General features: G+C 70.4%; 12 protein-coding genes and 1 pseudogene. 10 read left to right on the plus strand and 3 right to left on the minus strand.

Translation table 11 applies throughout. From position 1 onward, the window contains the following. Positions 1 to 144: 144 nt before the first annotated feature. The 10 genes from ACI7BZ_RS17490 to ACI7BZ_RS17535 all read left to right on the plus strand — a co-directional run bounded on the left by ACI7BZ_RS17490 (position 145) and on the right by ACI7BZ_RS17535 (position 11392). A complete protein-coding gene (locus ACI7BZ_RS17490) occupies positions 145 to 1560 on the plus strand; it encodes a circularly permuted type 2 ATP-grasp protein (protein ID WP_414118424.1) in 1416 nt (471 codons plus the stop codon). A gap of 122 nt (positions 1561 to 1682) precedes the next feature. Beyond that, entirely contained in the window at positions 1683 to 2633 is a 951-nt protein-coding gene (locus ACI7BZ_RS17495) for an alpha-E domain-containing protein (RefSeq protein WP_414118425.1), read from the plus strand. Between the two features lie 133 nt (positions 2634 to 2766). After that, entirely contained in the window at positions 2767 to 3606 is an 840-nt protein-coding gene (locus tag ACI7BZ_RS17500; protein ID WP_414118426.1) for a transglutaminase domain-containing protein, read from the plus strand. 262 nt (positions 3607 to 3868) lie between these two features. Further along, on the plus strand, positions 3869 to 4717 hold the full coding sequence (gene pstB / locus ACI7BZ_RS17505; RefSeq protein ID WP_414118427.1) for a phosphate ABC transporter ATP-binding protein PstB: 849 nt from the start codon (positions 3869 to 3871) through the stop codon (positions 4715 to 4717). Between the two features lie 63 nt (positions 4718 to 4780). Then, on the plus strand, positions 4781 to 6262 hold the full coding sequence (locus ACI7BZ_RS17510; RefSeq protein WP_414118428.1) for a hypothetical protein: 1482 nt from the start codon (positions 4781 to 4783) through the stop codon (positions 6260 to 6262). Then, positions 6207 to 7547, plus strand: a complete 1341-nt coding sequence (locus ACI7BZ_RS17515; RefSeq protein WP_414118429.1) for a tetratricopeptide repeat protein — start codon at positions 6207 to 6209, stop codon at positions 7545 to 7547. Before ACI7BZ_RS17510 ends, ACI7BZ_RS17515 begins: the two co-directional genes overlap by 56 nt. 51 nt (positions 7548 to 7598) lie before the next feature. Continuing rightward, complete coding sequence (locus ACI7BZ_RS17520; protein ID WP_414118430.1) at positions 7599 to 8033, plus strand: HIT family protein; 435 nt, start codon at positions 7599 to 7601, stop codon at positions 8031 to 8033. A gap of 4 nt (positions 8034 to 8037) precedes the next feature. Next, positions 8038 to 9045, plus strand: coding sequence for a beta-ribofuranosylaminobenzene 5'-phosphate synthase family protein (locus tag ACI7BZ_RS17525; protein WP_414118431.1), 1008 nt, complete (start codon positions 8038 to 8040; stop codon positions 9043 to 9045). Positions 9046 to 9173: 128 nt separating this feature from the next. Continuing rightward, positions 9174 to 10307, plus strand: coding sequence for an ATP-grasp domain-containing protein (locus ACI7BZ_RS17530; protein WP_414118432.1), 1134 nt, complete (start codon positions 9174 to 9176; stop codon positions 10305 to 10307). Between the two features lie 200 nt (positions 10308 to 10507). Beyond that, the gene (locus tag ACI7BZ_RS17535) at positions 10508 to 11392 is read left to right on the plus strand and encodes a triphosphoribosyl-dephospho-CoA synthase (RefSeq protein ID WP_414118433.1); all 885 of its coding nucleotides are present in this window, start codon (positions 10508 to 10510) and stop codon (positions 11390 to 11392) included. 66 nt (positions 11393 to 11458) lie between these two features. Here the strand turns inward: ACI7BZ_RS17535 and ACI7BZ_RS17540 are convergent, their stop codons facing one another. From ACI7BZ_RS17540 to ACI7BZ_RS17550, 3 genes and pseudogenes are all read right to left on the minus strand, one after another. Beyond that, positions 11459 to 11668, minus strand: coding sequence for a hypothetical protein (locus tag ACI7BZ_RS17540; RefSeq protein WP_414118434.1), 210 nt, complete (start codon positions 11666 to 11668; stop codon positions 11459 to 11461). A gap of 67 nt (positions 11669 to 11735) precedes the next feature. After that, a pseudogene (locus ACI7BZ_RS17545) lies at positions 11736 to 14927 on the minus strand (autotransporter domain-containing protein); the annotation flags it as partial. 139 nt (positions 14928 to 15066) lie between these two features. Then, entirely contained in the window at positions 15067 to 15717 is a 651-nt protein-coding gene (locus tag ACI7BZ_RS17550) for a HisA/HisF-related TIM barrel protein (protein ID WP_414118435.1), read from the minus strand. Positions 15718 to 15803: the final 86 nt, after the last annotated feature.

The following is a 15803-nucleotide window of genomic DNA, read 5'->3' on the forward strand; positions in this document are numbered from 1 at the left end:
CCGCCCGGCGCGCAATTGCATAATTTCTAATCACCCGGAAGCGCAAGCGTTGCGCTCCGCAACCCTTCCCCGTTTAGCACTTCTTTGGCACGATGTTTGTAGTGTTCTGGAACGACTACTCGTGGGCACGGAGTGACGGTCCCAATGCGGCATGTGTTCGACGAAATGTCCAGTACCGACGGGACGGTGAGGCCCGCCTACGAAACCCTTCAGCGATGGCTCGCCGAAGTGCCGCAGGACGTGCTGGACCACCGCCGCAAGGAGGCGGAGTTCATCTTCCGCCGCATCGGCATCACCTTCGCCGTCTATGGCGAGCAGAACGCCCAGGAACGGCTGATCCCGTTCGACATCGTCCCGCGAATCATCACCAAGAGCGAATGGGGCCGCCTCTCGCTCGGGCTGGAGCAGCGCGTGAAGGCGCTGAACATGTATATCCGCGACGTCTACGGCAAGCGCGAGGTGCTGAAGGCCGGCGTCATCCCCGAGGAGATGGTCTACCAGAACCCCGCCTTCCGCCCGGAGATGAACGGCCAGCGCGTGCCCCACGACCTCTATGTGCACATCGCCGGCATCGACATCGTGCGCACGGACCCCGATACCTTCTACGTGCTGGAGGACAACGCCCGCACCCCGTCCGGCGTCTCCTACATGCTGGAGAACCGGGAAATCATGCTGCGGCTGTTCCCCGAGCTGTTCTCCATGCACAAAGTGGCGCCGGTGGAAAATTACGCCGACGACCTGCTTGCCACCCTGCGCTCCCTCTCGCCGCGCAGCGGGCATGAGCCCAACGTGGTCATCCTTACCCCCGGCATCTACAATTCGGCCTATTACGAGCACTCCTTCCTGGCCGACAAGCTGGGCGTGGACCTGGTGGAAGGCCGCGACATGTTCGTGAAGGATGCGGTGGTCTACATGCGCACCACCGAGGGGCCGAAGCGGGTGGACGTGATCTACCGCCGCCTCGACGACGACTTCATCGACCCCCTCGCCTTCCGCCGCGACAGCGTGCTGGGCGTGCCTGGGCTGATGAGCGCCTACCATGCCGGCAACGTCACCCTCACCAATGCGGTGGGAACCGGGGTCGCCGACGACAAGGCGGTCTATTCCTACATGCCGGAGATCATCAAATTCTACCTGGGCGAGGAGCCGCTCCTGCCCAACGTGCCCACCTGGCGCTGCCGCGAGGCGGACCACCTGAAATACGTGCTGGAGCACCTGCCCGAGCTGGTGGTGAAGGAAGTGCACGGCTCCGGCGGCTACGGCATGCTGGTCGGCCCGGCCGCCGACAAGGCGCAGATCGAGAAGTTCCGGGAGAAGCTGAAGGCCGACCCCGCCAACTTCATCGCCCAGCCCACCCTGGCCCTCTCCACCTGCCCGACCCTGGTGGAAAAGGGCATCGCCCCGCGCCACGTGGACCTGCGCCCCTTCATCCTGTCCGGCTCGGACCGGGTGCGCATCGTCCCCGGCGGCCTCACCCGCGTCGCCATGAAGGAGGGTTCCCTCGTGGTCAATTCCAGCCAGGGAGGCGGCACCAAGGACACCTGGGTGCTCGACGCATGAGCGCGCGCGCTCCTGCACCGGGGCTCCGGCGCGCGTCCCCCGCGCGCCCGGCCACCTGACGTTCCGGACGCCTGCGCGCGGTCCCCGCGCCTTGCATTCCCTCCTTCCGCAATGGGCTCCCCATGCTTTCCCGCACCGCCGACAACCTCTACTGGCTGACCCGCTACGTGGAACGCGCCGACTGCCTGGCGCGCATCCTCGATGTCTCCCAGCGCCTCGCCTACACGCCGGTGACCTATGGCGGCTCCACCAACGAGTGGGGCTCGGCCGTTCTCACCGCCGGCTGCGCGGACGATTTCGTCGCCCGCTACGGCCCGCTGGAGGAGGCCAAGGAGGAGAATGTGGTCTCCTTCCTCGCCTTCGAGGCGGAGAATTCCTCCTCCATCCGCAACTGCTTCGAGGTGGCGCGCACCAATGCCCGTTCGGTGCGCACCGCGCTCACCTCGGAAATGTGGGACGTGATCAACACCGCCTGGATCGAGCTGCGCAACTTCCCCAACCGCGCCCTCACCCGCGAGGAACTGTCCCGCTTCCTCGCCTTCGTGAAGGAAACCTCCCTGCGCTTCGACGGTGCCACCTTCCGCACCATGCTGCGCAACGACGCCTATTGGTTCGCCCGCTCCGGCGCCCAGCTGGAGCGCGCCGACAACACCGCCCGCATCCTCGACGTGAAGTATCACGTGCTGCTGCCGGAGAAGGAGCACGTGGGCGGGCCGCTGGACTATTTCCAGTGGTCGTCCATCCTGCGCTCGGTGTCGGCCCTCACCGCCTTTCACTGGGTCTATCGCGACAGCGTGAAGCCCTGGCTGGTGGCCGATCTGCTGATCCTGAACCGGCAGATGCCGCGCTCGCTGGCCGCCTGCTACGACAGCCTCGCCCGCAACCTCGACGACATCGCCAGCGTCTACGGCCGGCAGGGTCCCTCCCAGCGGCTGGCGCGCTCCATGCTGGCGCGGCTGACCAACAAGTCCATCGACGACGTGTTCCAGACCGGGCTGCACGAGTTCATCACCGAATTCATCTCCGACAACAACAAGCTCGGCGCCGAGATCACCGAGCAATACCTCACCTGACCGCTGTCCGGCCGCGTCCGCGCGGCCGGCCCCTGCCGGCGCGGGACACCGCGCCCCCGCCACACCCGCGCATCCGCCCGGACCGGGCCAAGCACCCGCGCCGCCGTGAAGAACCGCCCATCGGGGACCTCCCATGCGCATCCGCATCCGCCACGAGATCATCCAGCGCCTCGATCCCGGCACCCGCAACATGGCCGTCACCGTGCGGCTGACGCCGCGCGCGCATGAGGGGCAGTTCATCCTGCGCTGGGCGCTGGACCTCAGCACCGACTGCCGGCTGAGCCCGCAGGAGGACGCCTTCGGCAACCTGTGCCACACCTTCTCGGTGGACGGCCCCACCGACCGCCTGGCGGTGATCGCCGAGGGCGAGGTGGAAACACAGGACACCACCGGCTTCGTGCGCGGCACGGTGGAGCGCTTCCCGCCCTCCCTGTTCATGCGCCAGACCGACCTCACCGAGCCCACCGCCGCCGTCGCCGCGTTCGCCGCCGCCATCGAGGCGCCGGCCGAAGAGCCCCTCGCCCGGCTCCATGCGCTGATGGTGGCCCTCCACGGCGAGGTGGCGGAGGCCGAGGGGCCGGCCATGGGCGACCCGCTCGGCGCGGCCGCCGCACTGGAGGCAGGCCGGGCCTGTTCCGCCGGCATCGCCCATGTGTTCACCGCCGCCGCGCGCCATTTGGGCCTGCCGGCGCGGCACATTTCCGGTTATCTCGCCCGCGAGGGCGACGCGGAGGGCGAGGGCTCCGCGCGCCACTGGGCCGAAGCCTATGTGCCCAAGATGGGCTGGATCGCCTTCGATCCCGGCCGCAACCTCTGCGGCACGGAGCATTATGTCCGCCTCGCGGTGGGGCTCGATGCCCTTGGCGTGGCGCCGCTGCGCAGCACCGGCCTCGACCTGGAGGAGACCGTGAGCGCCCTGGACGGCCGCGCGCCGATGAAGGCGGCCCAGGCGCAGAGCCAGGGCCAGAACTGATCCGCCCGCCCGAGCCCCCTAAAGCCCCCCGCCCGAACCGTCCACCGCGGTGCGGGGGCTCGTCCTGCCGCGCAACCGGCACCGGCCGCCTCCGCCGGCCCGCGCGCGGCGTCGGGGGCACGCGGCCACGGGTGCTGTCGCGCCGCCTGCAAACGCCACCCGGATTTTCGGCGAAACCGCCGCCGGTACTGACATGGCGCAAGGACCGGCCGCCCCACCTGTCCTATCGTGACCTGAACAGCTCCCCCAAGGGCAGGTTGCGATGTCGATCCACACGCCGACGCTCCAGCACACCAGCGGCCCCCATGCGGGCCTTGCGGCCCCCGAGCCACTCGCCCGACCGGAGGGCGTGCCGCCGGCGGTGAAGATTTCCGCCCGCCACCTCACCTTCCGCTATGGCGGCCAGGTGGCGCTGCGGGATGTCTCGGTGGATGTCCACGCCAATTGCGTCACCGCCTTCATCGGCCCGTCCGGCTGCGGCAAGTCCACCCTGCTGCGGGTGCTCAACCGCATGTACGACCTTTACGCCGACCAGAGCGCGGAGGGCGAGGTGATCATGGACGGGCAGAACATCCTCGCCCACACCGTGGACCCGGCGGCGCTGCGGGCGCGCATCGGCATGGTGTTCCAGAAGCCCACGCCCTTCCCCATGTCCATCTATGACAACGTGGCCCTCCCCATGCGCCTCAATGAGGAGCTGTCGGCGGCCGATCTCGACGACCGGGTGGAGGATGCCCTGCGCCAGGCCGCCCTGTGGGACGAGGTCAAGGACATCCTGCCGGACAGCGGCCTCAGCCTGTCGGGCGGGCAGCAGCAGCGCCTGTGCATCGCCCGCACCATCGCCCAGCGGCCGGAGGTGATCCTGCTGGACGAGCCGTGCTCGGCACTCGATCCCATCACCACCGCGCGCATCGAGGAAACCATCGACGCGCTGAAGCGCCTCTACACCTTCGTCATCGTCACCCACAATCTGCAGCAGGCGGCGCGGGTGTCCGACTATACGGGCTTCATGTATCTGGGCGAGATGCTGGAATTCAGCGCCACCCAGGCCCTTTTCACCCAGCCGCAGGACAAGCGCACGCAGAACTACGTCACCGGCCGCTTCGGCTGAGGCGCCGCCGCCTCTGGACGCTGGCGTCGTCCTCGCCCACCATGGAGCCGGACGGGGGCGGGAATGCTGATCGAGCTGGGGGCGGTGTATGCCGCGGTGGCCGGTCCGCTGGGCGAGGCGCTGAAGAGCGGCGCCGAGAGCCTGGCCGGCACCCGCATTTCCGATGAGGCGACGGCGCTGCGCGCCCGCATGGCCGGCCACCTGCCGCTGCCGGAAAATCACGATCTGGTGCGGGGCATCCGCGCCGCCCATCTGGCGGCGGTGCGCAAGGTGGCCGTCCGCCATGGGCGCATCTGCGCCGACCTGCCGGCGGGCGAGATGAATGGCGGGACGCACGCCTTCCAGGCCGCCCTGATGGCCTGGCTGGACGAGCGCCAGCGCTGGCTCTCCAAATCCGCCCTCGACCATGAGCAGGTGAGCGAGGCCGACGTCCGCCACGTCCTCGACGAACTGGTACACCCCGCCAGCAGCGAAGGCTTCGCCCAGGCGGCGCAGGCCGCCCGGACGCGGGCGGAAAAGCGCGCGCTGGATGAGATCGCCGCCGGCTGCGGCGCCGCGCCGGCGCTGTTCGTGCGCCTGTTTTCGGGGCAGGACGGCGCCGGCTGGTATGTGCATTTCGCCCTGTTCGTGAACGAGGCGCTGAAGGTCAACGGCCGCTTCCGCGCCATCTTCCTCGCCGCCGAGCTGGTGGACCTCAAGCGGCTGGTGTCCGCCTGCGACGGGCAGATCGCCGCGCTGGAAAGGAGAGGCGCGGAGCGGCTGGGCCATATCGAGGCGCAGCTCGGCTCCGTGCAGCAGGACACGCAGGCCATCCGCGCCGGGGTGGAGCGGCTGACCGCGCAGTTGGACCTGACCCAGCGCGAGAAGGCGGCACTGGCGGTGGCCCTCGGCGAAGCGCAGGCGCAGCTCAGGAGCACGCAATCCACCGTGCTCGGCTTTCTTCAGACCATGGTGGGCCGGGACGTGGCGCCCGACCAGATGGTCGCCACCCTGTTCGAGATCGCCCGGCGCTGGGAGGATGCAGGCCGGCGCATCTCCCAGATGGACGGCTCCCGCAACCTCTCGCCGGACATCGCGCCCTTGCGGGCCCGCGCCGCCGCTGCCCTTGCCGCCGGCGAAGTGGAGGCGGCGGAAGGGCTGCTCGCCGACATCGACACGAAGGAAGACGCCGCCGTCGTCCGCCTGCTCGCCCACCAGAAGGAAGTGGCCGCGGAGATTACGCTGCGCCGTGCCGAACAGGCCAGCACCAAACGCGCCCGGGCCGACCTCGCCTTCACCCGCCTCGACTGGAAGGAAACCGCCCGGCTGCTGGTGGAGGCGGTGGAACTGGAGGTCGAAGGAGAGGAGGAGCGGTGCTCTGCCCTGGTGGCGCTGAGTGCCGCCTATCTGGAGCACGGCACCCTTACTACCGTGAACCCCGCCCTTGAGGTGGCCATCCTGGTGGCGCGACGCGCGGGACACTGGGTCCGGCGGACGAGTTCAACGAAGCATGGCCCTCAACGCGCTCGGCATGGCCTTGTCCGAGCTGGGCTGCCGCGAAAGTGAGCCTCAGCGTCTGAATGAGGCTATCGAAGTTTATCAGGCTGCCTTGGATGCCTGTGGAGAAGACCATGCCTCCGCAATCTGGGCATCGGCCCAGAATAATCTCGGCAACGCTCTGCAGGAGCTCGGCGCACGCGAAACCGGAACAGAGCGGCTTTCAGAGGCACTCGCGGCAAAGCGCGCAGCGCTTGGCGTCACAGACCGCGAACGTGAGCCACTCTATTGGGCAACGGCGCAGAACAATCTTGGCAACACGCTCCTGCTCCTCGGGCAGAGAACCGGCGAGGCGCACTGGCTGGAGCAAGCCGTCGCCGCCCATCGAGCGGCCCTCGCGGAACGCCCACGGTTGCGCGTGCCGCTGGATTGGGCGACAAGCCAGAGCAATCTGGGAAATGCGCTTTTCTCGCAGGGTGAGACGGAATGCAGCCCCGATCTGCTCGAGAACGCGGTCTCTGCCTACAGCGCTGCGCTCGAAGAAGACCTCAGGAACACAGCCCCGCTCCAATGGGCCTCGACCCAGAACAACCTTGGCCTGACCCTGATGGTGCTCGGCCAGCGGGAAACCGATGTTGCGCGCCTTGAAGCCGCCGTCGCCGCCTTCCGGGCCGCGCTGGAGGTGCTGGACCGTGACGGCACGCCCATAGCCTGGGCGGAGACGCGAGAAAATCTTGGCAATGCCTTGCAAGTCATCGGCTCCCGGACCGGCGAAACGCACTTGCTTGAAGAAGCCATCGCCGCCTATCGGGATGCATTGCAGGGATTCCCGCAAGGTCGTCTTCCCCTCAAATGGGCGAGCGCGCAGCATCATCTTGGCAATGCGCTGCGGGTCCTCGGGGAGCACAAATTGGGCACCGCCGACCTCGAAGACGCAGTTGCGGCCTTGCATGCGGCACGAGAGGAGCGCCGGCGCGAAGTTGTCCCGATCGAATGGGCGCGAACGCAGGACCACCTCGGCCTTGCACTGTTTGCGCTTGGCATTCGCACGGAAGACATGCGGCTGGTCGAGGAGGCCGCCGCGGCATATGCCGCGGCAGCGCTGGAGTTGACGCGCGAACGGGCTCCGCTGGACTGGGCCTTGACCAGGAACAATCTGGGCGTCGCTCTTCAGACCCTCGGATCGCAAAGCAACGGAACCGGCCGCTTGCAGGAGGCTGCGAAGGCCTACCGCGACGCGCTGGAGGTCTTCACCGCCGAGGACGCACCCTTTTATCGGGACGTCATCCAATCCAACCTCGCCGCCACCCTCGCCCTGATCGAGGCGCGCGGCGGCGGCACCGCGCCCCCTTGACCCCCTGCGCGCGCCCTGCAATCTCCTCCCCCGACACGGGAGACACGCCAGATGACCGCAACGCCGGCCTACGACCCCACCAACATCTTCGCGCGGATCCTGCGGGGCGAGCTGCCGGCCCACAAGGTGTATGAGGACGAGCGGGCCATCGCCTTCCTCGACATCATGCCCCGCTGCCCCGGCCACACCCTGGTCATCCCCAAGGCGCCGGCCCGCAACATCCTGGACATCGCCCCCGAGGACCTCGCCCATGTGGCCACCGTGGCCAGGAAGGTGGCCATCGCCGCCAAGGCGGTGTTCGCGGCCGACGGCATCACCGTGCAGCAGTTCAACGAGGAGGCCGGCGGGCAGGTGGTGTTCCACCTGCACGTCCATGTCATCCCCCGCCATGCGGGCGAGGCCATGAAGCCGCCGGCCAGCGCCATGGAGAAGCCCGAGGTTCTGGCCGCGCAGGCCGAGCGCCTGCGCGCCGCGCTCGCCGGCTGAGGCGGTGACCGCCTCCGACGCGGCGGCGCTGCGCATCCGCGCGCCCGCCCGCCTGCACCTGGGCTTCCTGGATCTGGGCGGCGCGCTGGGCCGGCGCTTCGGCAGCCTCGGCCTCACCCTGGATCGGCCGGCCACGCAGGTCACCATCGCCCGCGCCGGCACCGACAGCGCCACCGGCCCCGATGCCGGCCGGGCGGCGCGGGCGCGCGATGCGGTGCGCGCCGCCCTCGGCATCGACGCGGCCTTCGCCATCACCGTGGACGACGCCCTGCCGGCCCATGGCGGGCTCGGCTCCGGCACCCAGCTGGCGGTGGCGGTGGGGGTGGGGGTGGCGCGGCTCGCCGGCCATGCCCTCACCGTCCGGCAGGTGGCCGGCCTGCTGGGCCGCGGCCGGCGCTCGGCCATCGGCATGGAGGCGTTCGAGGCCGGCGGCGCCATCCTCGACGGCGGCAAGGCCCTGGACGGCCCGGACGCCGATGCGCCCCCGCCCCTCCTCGCCCGCCTGCCGGTGCCCGAGGAGTGGCGCGTCCTCCTCGTGTTCGATACCGCGCGGGAGGGCCTCAGCGGCAGCGCCGAGGTGGAGGCCATGGCGAGCCTGCCGCCCTTCCCCGAGGCCCTGGCCGCCCATCTGTGCCACCTGATGCTGCTGCGCGCCCTGCCCGCCCTCGCCATGGGCGATGCGGCCGTTTTCGGCGAGGTGGTGGGCGCCTGGCAGCGGGTGCTGGGCGACCATTATGCCGCCGCCCAGGGCGGCGCCCGCTTCCTCAGTGCGCAGGTGGCGCAGGCGGTCGCCTTCATCGAGGCGGAGGGCATCGGCGGCGTGGGCCAGAGCTCCTGGGGGCCGACGGGCTTTGCCATCGTGGGCGATGCCGCCACCGCCTCCCGCCTGCTGGAGGCCTTGCGCCGCCGCTTCGCATCGTCCACAAACCTCACATTCGATTGCGTGCGGGGAAACAACCGGGGCGCCGAGATCACCGCCCTGCCGCAGGCCCGCGCGCCGCAGTCCGCATAGCCCCCGGCGAGAAGGGGCGCGTGGCCGCGGGGGAGGAGGAGAACGGGGCGGGGCTCGCAGCCCGTGCCGTGCGGACGGAGCCGGCGGGATCGCCCGCTCCATACCGCGAACCAACAGGCTGGGAACATATGGATCTTGCCCTTATCGCCCTTTCCGCGCGGCCCCTGGCCGCCAGCGCCGCACGGGCCGGATTCGCCGCCCTCTCCCTCGACCTGTTCGCCGACCTCGACACCTGCGCCCATGCGGCGCGCTGCGTGCGCGTGCACAAGAAGAACGGCTGCTCCTTCGACGGCGACGATCTCATCCAGGCGCTGACATCGCTTGCCCCCGCCGGGCTTCCGGTGGTGCTGGGCGGCGGGCTGGAGGACGACCCCGCCCTCATGCTGCGCATCGCCGAGCGCAACCCCATCCTCGGCAATGCGCCGCAGACGGTGCGGGTGCTGAAGGACCCCATCGCCCTCGCCGCCCTGTGCGGCCACCTGCGCATTCCCTTTCCGGCGGTGACGCTGGAGGCGCCCGGCGCCGACACCTTCGCCGACGCGCCGGTGCTGGAGAAGAAGATCGGCGGCGCCGGTGGCGCCCATATCCGCCGCCGCGCGGCCGGCGACCTCTCCCCGCCGGCTGCGAACCACTACCTGCAGCGGGAGGTGGCCGGCGAGTTCATCTCCCTGCTGCTGCTGGCCAACGGCACCTCGGCCCTCATCGTCGGCGCCTCGCGCCAGTGGCGGGCAGACGATGCCGAGCACCCCTTCCGCTATGGCGGCGCCGCCGGCCCGGTGGCGCTGCCCGCCGCCTTCGCCGCGCCCATGCGCGAAGGCGCCCTCAACATCGCGCGCGCCTGCGGCCTCGTGGGCCTCATCTCCATGGATTTCATGGTGGATGGCGACGCCTGGCACCTGGTGGAGGTGAACCCCCGCCTCGGCGCCACCCTCGACATCTTCGACGTGGACCCGCTGCCGCCGCTGCTCGGCCTGCATCTGGCCGCCTGCGGCGGGCGCATGCCGGAAGCCCTGCCCCTGCCGGCGGAATTCCACGCGGCCGGCGTGATCTATGCGGATCGCGACCTGGTGGTGCCCCCGGGCACCTGGCCCGAGCATGTGGCCGACCGGCCGCCGGCCGGCGCCGCCATCGCCCGCGGCGCGCCACTGTGCACCGTGCGCGCCACCGGCCCGACGGTGGAGATCGCCGAGGAGCGCATGCGCGCCCGCACCGCTGCCCTGCGCCGCGAATATGGCCTGGCGCCCGCCGAAGCCTCCGTGTGAGGCCGGCCGGCCCGGCGCCTTCCGCCCCGGGCCGGGAAAGCGCGGAACGGCTGCGCGCGGGAACCGGCCGGCCAGCGGCGCACGGCCGTGAGCGGGCGAGCCCGCGCGTGCGCCGACGTGAGCGCACAGGCCGATGCCGGGCGCGGATGAGCGGGGCCGGCCATGAGGCGGGATAAGCGCAAAGACATGAGCGCACGGACATGAGCGGCCCCGGCCCGGCCGGAATCGCCGCCGCCTTCGAGGCGGCGTGCCGCGCCGAGCTATCGGCGCTGAAGCCCGGCAACGTGCACATCTTCGCCGCCGGCCACGGCATGGAGGTGGCCCAGTTCGAGCAGGCCGCCCGCGCCGCCGCCCCAGCCATCGCCGCGCTCGGCCGCGCCGTGGGCGCCCGCATCGAGGCGGCGGTGGCCGCCTCCCTCGCGGTGGCGGGCTGCAACACCAATCTTGGCATCGTGCTGCTGGCCGCGCCGCTGGCCGCCGCCACGCTGGCCGGCCCTGCCGTCGATCCCGGCGCGACGCCGCTCCTTTCCTCCGCCGCGCTGCCGGGCGGACTGCGCGCACGGCTGGCCGGGGTGCTGGCGGGCCTCGACGTGGCCGATGCGCAGGCCGCCTTCCGCGCCATCGCCGCCGCCTCCCCCGGCGGGCTCGGCGCCGCTCGGGAAGGGGACGTGCGGGAGGCGGCCACCATCAGCCTGTCGCAGGCCATGGCGCTGGCCGCCGGACGCGACATGATCGCCCGCCAGTATGCCAATGCCTTTGCCGAGGTGTTCACCGTGGGGGTGCCGGAACTGGCCGGGGCGCCCTGTGCGCCGGACCGGGTGGAGGCGGCCTATCTCGCCTTCCTCTCCACCTTCCCGGACAGCCACATCGCCCGCAAGTTCGGCCCGCCGACGGCTGAGGCGGTGCGCGCGGAGGCCGATGCGGTGCGGCGCAGCCTTGCCGGCCTGGAGCCGGCGGCGCGGCGGGCGGCCCTTTCCGCCTTCGACGCCAGCCTGAAGGCCCGCGGCCTCAACCCCGGCACCAGCGCCGACCTGACCGTGGCGAGCATCTTCGCCGCGCTTCTGCAGGGCGACGCGGGCGGCTGAGCCGGGCCGGTGACACGCCCGGCCGGTGGGCGCTGCGGCCCCGGTGACAGACCGGGGCCGCGGGCCTCAGAAGCGGACCGAGAGAGAGGCCTTGCCGGCGTTGTAGCTGGTGCCGTCGCCCACCATGCCGTCATAGGCGAGGCCCAGGGTGACGCCCTTGGCGAAGGTGAAGTCGAGGCCGACGCTGGCCACCAGGCTGTCCTCGGCAATGGGCAGGCCTTCCACGCCGAAGGCCGTGCCGGTGTTGACGAAGGCCAGAAGGGCGGTGGGCGTCACGTCGCCGAAGGCGTGGCGCCAGCCGGCGGAGGCGTGGGGGGTCAGGGTGGTGCCGGGGGCGAAGCTCGAAGCTCATGGCGGCGCGCAGGCCCAGGGTGGAATAGGCGGTGTCGAACGAGGTTCCGCTGGAGGCGAGGCCGGCCACCGGTGCGTTGGTTTCCGCGAAACTGCCCAGGTCCACCGCGGTCCAGCCGATGGCGGCGAAGGGCTCCAGCGCCGCCGTGCCGAAGGTGAAGGCATAGCCCGCCTCGGCAAAGAGGTTGGCGGAGGTGCCGTCATAGCTCGCCCGCGGCGCCTCGCCGGTGAGGGCCACGAAGCGGCTGGTGTCGATGCTGCTCCAGCCATAGGTGGCGCCGGCGCGCAGCTTCACCGCGTCGAAGGCGGTGGCGCCATAGGCGGCGATGCGCCAGGTCTCGGTGTCGGCCGAGCCGGTGTCGGCGCTGGTGGAGGAGCTGGAATAGCCCGCCGCGACGCCGAAGGTGGTGCCCGCGAGGGCCACGTCCGCGCCCATGAGCAGGCCGCCCACATGGCTGTCGGCAGACAAGGCGTTGCCCGCCCCGTCGCTCTTCAGCCACTGGCCGTAGCCCTGCGCCCAGCCGGACCACACCGGCGCCGCCGCCGGTGCCTTCAGCGCCTTGAACGCGCCGGCAGCCGGGCTTGCAGGGTCTGCATAGGCCGTCACCGCCGGGCCGCCGAAGCCGAGGGCGGCACCCGCGCCGCCGGTGCCCGCATAGCCTGCCTGCCGCGCACGGCCGAGCAGGATGTCGTTCACCAGCATGTTTTCGGTGGCCATCACCCCAGGCAGGGTGGCGTGGATGTCGCCGGAGAGCTGGGTGAGAGCGCGGGTCGGGTTGTCCGCCGTGGTCTGGGTGGCGAAGGCGCCGTACAGCTCCGAGCCCTGCGCCTTGGCACTGGCGCCGAGGCGCTCCAGCGCGCCCGCCACCGCATATTGGTTGGCGGTGTAGGCGAAGTTCTCGAACGCCACGGCGTTGCGGGAGAGGAACAGGTAGGCGCTGGTGGCATCGTAGCCCAGCGCCGGATTGACGAAGAGATAGTCGATGGGGTCGGCCACATCGAGCCCGGCGAAGGTGCCGGTGAGGCCGCCCGCGGACGAGAGGATGGTGTAGTGCTGGCCCCAGGCCAGCTGGCCGCTCATCTCCACCCCGGTGCCGGCGGCGATGGTGGTGGCCCCGCCCACGCTGACGAGATCCGTTTGGCCCGCGGTGTTCACATCCACCAGATAGGTGCCGCCGAGGGTGGCGTTGCCCACCACCGTCAGCGTGCCGAAGGGGGCGTCCGTGGTGCCGGGCGAGACAAGGACCGTGCCCGTGGTGGCAAGGCTGCCCACCGTGCCGGTGCCCAGCAGCGCCACCGGGAACAGCTCGGTGCCGGTGACGCTGAGCGAGGCATTGGCCAACGCGGCGCCGTCGAGCAGCAGCGAGGCCTTGTCGAACACCAGCGCGCCGGCGAAATCGGAGGTCCCGGTCAGGGTGGTCAGGGTTTCGGCCGCGCCGGTGAGCCGCTCGAAATTGCGGTAGGTCGCGCTGTCCCCCAGCGCGCTGACATCGAAGCTGGCGCCCTGGCCGCTGTAGCCGATCTGGAGGGTGTCGGTGCCCCCCTCCGCATCGACGATGCCCACCACCGTGCTGCCGTCGCCATAGACGAACAGGTCGTTGCCGCCGCCCATCTGCACCGCATAGGTGGTGCCCGAGATGGTGCCGTAATTGACGACCGTGAGGCTGAGCGCGGAATCGACACCGGAATTCACATAGCGGATGCCGAAGCCGTCGAGCCCCTCGATGGTGCCGTAATTGACCACGCTCAAAGCGGCGAAGGCATCACCGCTGTTGCTGTCGTCGGCGAGGATGCCGTTGTCGGCGCCGGAGATGCGCGCGGTCGTGATGGAGGCGCTGCCGTTGACGATGGTGCCGCCGCCGATGGCGATACCCTCGCTGGTGCTCGGCTTGCTCTCGCCCGGCTTGGTGCCCTTGGAGCCGAGGCCGGCAATGGTGCCGTAATTGTAGATGGTGCCGGCCTGGTCGAAGTCCACGCCGTCACCGTCGCCGAAGCTCGCGGCCGGGTCGTAGGTGCCGGTGACGGTGCCGTAATTGGTCAGCGTCCCGGTGCCATTGGAATTCACGCCCGAGCCGTTGCGCCCCTCGATGGTCCCGGAATTGGTGACGATCAGGGTATCGCTTTCCCCCGAAGCCTTGATGCCGTGGTAGGCGCCGGTAATCACGGCGCCCGTATAATTGTTCACGGTGATGGTGATCGGCTTTCCGAGGTCGTCGCCCTCGATCTTGATGGCCGAATTGTTCTGCGTGTCCGCCGTCCCGTCCGCATAATAAGACGAGATGGTGCCGTAATTCTCGATGGTCAGGCCGTTCGTGCCGGAGATGGCATCGTTGTTGGCCGCGGTGATGAGGCCGCTCGCCTGGTTGGTGATGGTGATCACCGCATTGGTGGAAGCGATGCCCCCAAGGTCGATGGCCTGGCCGTCCACCGTGGAGCGGATGGTCCCGGCATTGTCGATGGTGATGACCGGCGCCGCCGTGCTGCCCGCGCTGGAGCTGATCTTGATGCCGTCGTCGCTGCCGGAGACGAGGCCACCCTCTTCATTGGTGAGGGTGAAGGACACCAGCTTGTCGAAATTGGCCGCGGTGTCGAACTTGATGGCGCGCTTGCCGGCGCCATTGGCCTCGATGGTCCCGGAATTGGTGACCTCGATGGTGCCGCCGCCGAGCCGGATCGCATCGTTGGTGCCGGAAGAGATGGTTCCGGTGTTGGTGATGTTCACCGCCGCCGTGGTGGCGTTCGCCTTGTCGAAATCCAGCGCTTGTCCGGTCTGCGACGAGATCGTGCCGTCGTTGATCACATTCACCGTGCCGCCGGCCAGCGTGCCGTTGATGCGGAAGGCATCGTCGGTGGAGCTGACGGTTCCGGTGGCGCCGTTGGTGAGGGTGAACTGGCCGGAAACACCGCTGGCGGTGTCGATGGCCCGGCCGGTGGACGTGATGGTGCCGTCATTGGTGATGACGACGCCCGGCGTTGCAGAGGCCGCGGCACTCCACTGGATGGCGGAGGACGAGCCGCCGGAGAGCGTCTGCCCCTCGGCAATGGTGCCGGTGTCGCTGCCGGAAACAGTCTGCTGCCCGGAGGCCGGCGGCACGGTGAAGGAGCCGGCAAGGGCGGGAACCGGAAGACCGGCGCACAAGAGGGTGAGGACGAGGCGGCTCGCAGATGCGCGCAGGGTGATCATGAAAGGATTCCGGCAGGTATTTTCACACTGCCTAGGACCCCGATGTAACAGTTCAGTGACGAATCATCCGGCCTACGGGGCCGCGGCCCGGCTGTGTCCAGTTGGTCACAGGCAGCGAGCCGGCGCCACAACCGCCGCTTCAGGCCCAGCGCTGCGCGTCGCGCGGGGCGATCCGTCCGTCGTGGAGCGCGCTCGCCACCAGCGCCCCGGCGATGCCGCGCCGGCTGAGGGCCTCCAGATCGCCGGGGCCGCGCACGCCGCCGGCGGCGAACAGAGCCGGGGCCACCCCGGCGGCCACGGCCCGGGCGGCGATGCCATCGAGAGAAGCAAGGTCTGGCCCCTCCCCCGAACCGACCCGGGCCAGGGTCATGACGATGACGCGCTCCGGCCACAGGCGCGCGTCCGCATGGACCGCCGGCGGACCGAGCGGCCCGGCCGCATCGTGGTCCAGGGAGAGAACCAGCGGCCCGGCGGCGAGCACGCCCGCTGCAGCCGCGCCGAGGGTTTCGGTGCCGACCACGCTCACCCCCCGGCCGGATGCGGCCCGCTGGCGGATGCGGGCGGCATCCGCCTCCCCCGCATCCACCCACAGATCGAGCTGTGGAAAGGCGGCGTGCAGGTCGTCCAGCGTCGCGCAATGGTCGCCGGTGCCGGTTATGGCGTCGAGGTCCGCTACGTAGAGGGTGCGGAAGGGAGCAAGGGCGAGGAGGCCGGCCACCACGTCCAGCGGCCGGCTCGTTGCGGCAAGGGGCGTGCGGATGGGCCGGTAGGCGGCGCGCTGGCCCCTCACGGCATGAACGACACACCCTCCCTTCAGATCAATGACCGGGATAAGCTGCATGTGCTGTGTCCATCGTACTGCCCGGAAAGGAGCCC

This window comes from Xanthobacter sp. AM11 (assembly GCF_047444035.1).
GTDB lineage: Bacteria > Pseudomonadota > Alphaproteobacteria > Rhizobiales > Xanthobacteraceae > Xanthobacter.